This window comes from Limnochorda sp. (assembly GCF_047459355.1).
In the GTDB taxonomy this organism is placed as follows: Bacteria; Bacillota; Limnochordia; order Limnochordales; family Limnochordaceae; genus Limnochorda.
Genome location: NZ_VSCV01000060.1, coordinates 1 through 4,211, shown reverse-complemented (window position 1 = coordinate 4,211; position 4,211 = coordinate 1). Strand labels below are relative to the sequence as shown.

General features: G+C 64.8%; 3 protein-coding genes. 2 read left to right on the top strand and 1 reads right to left on the bottom strand.

Translation table 11 applies throughout. The features are described 5' to 3' along the window. Positions 1-159: 159 nt before the first annotated feature. On the bottom strand, positions 160-2,148 hold the full coding sequence (locus FWJ67_RS10650) for a DUF6351 family protein (RefSeq protein ID WP_414482805.1): 1,989 nt from the start codon (positions 2,146-2,148) through the stop codon (positions 160-162). Between the two features lie 99 nt (positions 2,149-2,247). Here FWJ67_RS10650 and FWJ67_RS10645 point away from each other — a divergent pair, with 99 nt between their 5' ends. Both FWJ67_RS10645 and FWJ67_RS10640 read left to right on the top strand, forming a co-directional pair. Next, complete coding sequence (locus FWJ67_RS10645; protein WP_414482390.1) at positions 2,248-3,042, top strand: SDR family NAD(P)-dependent oxidoreductase; 795 nt, start codon at positions 2,248-2,250, stop codon at positions 3,040-3,042. 178 nt (positions 3,043-3,220) lie between these two features. Continuing rightward, positions 3,221-3,889: an RraA family protein gene (locus FWJ67_RS10640; protein WP_414482389.1), complete on the top strand. Its 669-nt coding sequence runs from the start codon at positions 3,221-3,223 to the stop codon at positions 3,887-3,889. Positions 3,890-4,211: the final 322 nt, after the last annotated feature.

Sequence of the window (4,211 nt, the reverse complement as noted above, 5' to 3'; positions counted from 1 at the left end):
CTTCGACTACGCCGGCGGGCGGTTCATCCTGGAGCGGTAGAGAGGACCTGACCGCACCTCTCCCAGGCCATTGGCCTTTGCCTCTCGCCCGATGTGGCTACCTCCGAGTCACCCCATCGGGCGATGCCCCTACCCCCGAGTGGGGGCCAGAGAGTTGGTTTACCGGGCCAGTTCAGGCGGCAGACCCGCGTCGGGCAACGTGTAGTCGCAGACGCCGTCCGGGAAGATGGCCCGGAGCCTCTCAATGTCCTCGGGCCCGAAAGCGTTGGGACCCTCGGTGGGGTAGTAACCCCGCTCCACAGCCTCCTCCAGAGGCATCAGCTGGCACTTGAACACGTTCCCTGCCACGGGCATCCCTGCCAGAGTGCGGGAGTTCTCGTACGGGGGGAAGGCTTCTCGGCAGGCCCCGCCCTCGTCCCACACCCCGTTACCGCTGGCAATGAGGTTGCCGCCCGCATCCCAGCAGGAGTCGATGGCAGCAGGCGGCCGGTTGCCCGCTACCCCCCTTTCGGGGTGCCTCTCCAGGTTCTCCAGCCACTGGTCCATCACCTGAACCGCCATCCAGTACAGGGGGAAGGGGCTCTCCCGGTGGGCGACCCAGATGACGTGGTTTTCAGTGGAGCCCCGAGCCGCTTTGATACGGGCCCGGGCGGCGAAAGACTGGAGGAAGTGGTGCATGTCGAGAACGGGATCCAGGTAGTGGCGAGTGTCGAGGATGGGCACATCCACATGGCCCATGAAGACATGCCCTGAGAGGTAGGCCCGGCGGATGGCCTCCAGGTTCCCTTCAGTCCGGTTCGGCCGGCCGGGCTCGCCCCGCCGCTGGTTTTCCACGTCGTAGGGGAAGGAAACCCCGGCCATCTCCTGAGCCCGTTTCCAGCCCCCGATGACCTCGTTCATCCAAAAGAACTCTTCCTTGCTGATGCGGCCCTCCTGGAGCGACTTGAGGCCGTACTGCACCCCGACGTTGTCCCAGGTGGTGGGGGCGAAGCCGTTCTCATCCACGCCGTAGATGTTCCGCAGGTCGTTCCAGTGGGTGAAGCGGGTCGTCGCCAGGAGCTCGGCCGGGAAGAGCTCCTGCAGGCGGGCCATCAGGTCGGGCTTCTGGAAGTAGGGGTTCATGGCGAGCTGGGTGAGACCCCGCCATGCCACGGCGCACGCGGTGGCGCCCATCTCCTCGTTGCCCGCCAGGCCTTCGAAGACCTCCCGTTCCACCATGCTCCTCCAGCGGGGGTCGTCGCTGTGGTCCAGCAGGTATTCCATGAGCTCGCAGTCCCCGACGTAGATGGACTGGGTGATCATGTCCGGGTAGGAGCTGATCGGAACGAGACCATCCAGCAACCCGGGGTGGTTCTGGGCGATGATGTACTGCTGGATGGCGCCGCCCGAGGCCCCGAGCCCCACGGTGTACCGGGGCCGCCCGTAGCGGGCGATGAAGTGGTCCTTCACCATCATCATGGTCTCCTCGGCCAGCACCAGGTTGTAGTGGTTGCTGGTCACGTTGCCGGTCGAGTGGGCCACCGCCCAGCCCTGAGAGAGGGCTTCATGCAAGAGAAGGTTGTCCAGGTTGAAGCGGCCCTGGCGGTTGCCGATGCCCACGCCGCCGCCGAAGTAGTAAAGCAGCTTGCCGTTCCAGGGCCGCGGCAGGTTGGGGTTGTGTGGGGTACCGTCATACGGGGCGAGCATCGCGATGCCGTAGATGAACCGGTTGATGGTCCCCAACTCCACCCGAACGATGTAATCGACGGTGAGCCCGTCGCTGGTGGTGGTTTGGGCCAGGTCGGGCGGCCGGACGGCCCGATCGTCCAGGGGCTTGAATGAGCTGTCAGTGGATCGGTAGTAGTAGCGGATCTGCATGGGGGCGCTGCAATACTGGCTGTAGCCCAGGAGGTTCCCCTCACTATCGAAGACCGGCATGCCGATGCCGGCCAGGTTGTCGACCAGCGGCGGCCCGAGCCCCGACTCTTCCGTCTCGCACAGGAAGGGCTGCTGCTGGGGGCCCGAGAAGATAGGACCTGCCGGGCCTGGCTCGCCGACACCGAACGTCGATCCGGATTGAGCCGCGACGAACCCGGCTCCCAGAAAGACAAGAGCCACCAAGATGAGGGCCCGGCGTGCACGCGCCAGGAGATCCGAAACGGGTCGCATGCGTCGCAACCTCCTCGGCATATTGCTCGCTGGCTGAAAAGCTACAAATCGGCATCACGCTATCCTTCATAAGCTGCGAGCGAGCGAGGAGAGTGCGGGATGGAAGCAACGGTCGATCTGGTCTCTCTGACGGGCCGCCGGATTCTGATCACCGGTGCCGCATCGGGGATCGGCAAGGCGATGGCGCTTCGTCTGGGCGCGTCGGGTGCGGGGCTGATCTTGGTAGATCGAGACGGCGAGCAGCTTGCGGGCGCGGCGGAAGAGGCCCGTCGCTACACCGAAGCGATACAGGCTCATGTGGTGGATCTGGGCTCCCGGGACCAGGTGGAGGAGCTCTGGGCGCGCTTTGACGATGACTCTCTGCCGGACACTCTGATCAACAACGCCGGCATTTACCCCACCGTCGACTTTCTCAAGCTGGACCGCGCCTTGCTGGAAAAGATCCTGGCGGTCAACCTGGAGGCGCTCGTCTGGATGTGCCAGGGCTTCATCCGTCGTCGGATGAAGAAAGGCGGCGTCATTGTCAACGTCTCGTCCATTGAGGCGGTGCTCCCGTTCAAGGAAGACATGATCCCATACACCGTGAGCAAGGCCGGGGTTTTGGCCCTCACCCGGGGCCTGGCGCGGGATTATGGGCGCCGGGGTTTCCGGGTGAACGCCATCGTGCCTGGGGCGATCCGCACGCCGGGCACCCAGGCGATGATCAACGATGCCTTGTGGAAGCTGAAAATGGGGCTGTGGAAGACGGGCTACGATTTTCAAAGCCGGCTGCCCCTGGGCCGCTGGGGCGACCCGGATGAGGTGGCGCGGGTGGCCCTTTTTCTGGTGTCCGACCTGGCCAGTTACGTCCAAGGTGCGCTGGTGCCCGTCGATGGGGGATTCCTGTCTTCATGAAACCGCATCGGTAGCCGCGCTGGCCCGCCTCGGCAGGGTGGGGAAGCGGCCCCGTCGCCCTAGCGAAAGCCCAGGCATGGCCCGAGACGGGGCAGGCCAAGCTGGGGACGGGGGAGAATGGGGCCTATGAGGCCGGCGGGAACCCGGCCAGTGTGCATGAATGGGGGAACCTGAATCCGTGGATCAACCCAAGAACGACGCCACGCTTTTTGCCCAGATGAAGGAGCGCCTCTTCTCGGCTGTCATCAGCGACGCCTTGGATCAGGTCGGGGTGCGGGACCGGGTGATGCGGGCCGACCTTCGTCCCCTGGATCCCAGCATGGTCATCTGCGGCCGGGCTTTCACCATCCTGAGCGCGGATGTTTACGAAAAGAACAGGGATCCCTACGAGATGGAGATAGAAGCCATCGACAGCCTGACGCCCCACTCGGTGGCGGTTTGGAGCACGAACGGGTCCAAGCGGACGGGCGTCTGGGGTGAGCTTCTTTCGACGGCGGCCAGGGCCCGGGGCGCGGTCGGGGCCATCATCGACGGCTACATCCGTGACGCCGTTCAGATCATGAAGATGGGCTTCCCCGTCTTCTGCACCGGCCTGCGTCCCGTGGATTCCGCCGGCCGGAGCCTGGTCATTGACTACAACTGCACGGTCCAAGTGGGCGACGTGCTGGTTTCGCCGGGCGACATCGTCTTCGCGGATTATGACGGTGTGGTGGTGATCCCCAAAGACGTGGAGGATGAGGTCATCCGGCTGGCCATGGAGAAGGTGCGCCGGGAGAGCGCGACCCGCGAGGAGTTGCTCAAGGGGGCCTATTTGAAAGACGTCTACGCGAAGTACGGGGTGCTCTGAACCGCGAGAGCCTCCGTAACGGTTTCAATCTGAGCCTCCTGCAGTCAGGTGGCCCTTCCTGCTGCGAAGCCTTGGGTTGAAGCAGCGGGAAGGGCTGCTCGCGTGCATGGGACGGTGACAAGCGCGAGGAGAAACCGGAGCGCTGCGCCGCCAGCGGATGGGCAGTCCTATTGTTCAGAGTGGGTCCGTTTGAGACGGAGTGCGGACCCCCGCCGCAGGAGTGGGCCTGGCTTCCTCGTCCGTTGCCGCACCTTCTTTGGGACGAACCGTGACCGTTAGCGTGGTCACCTGACCCGCGCGTTCGTGGTGGCGGGTGACGGCC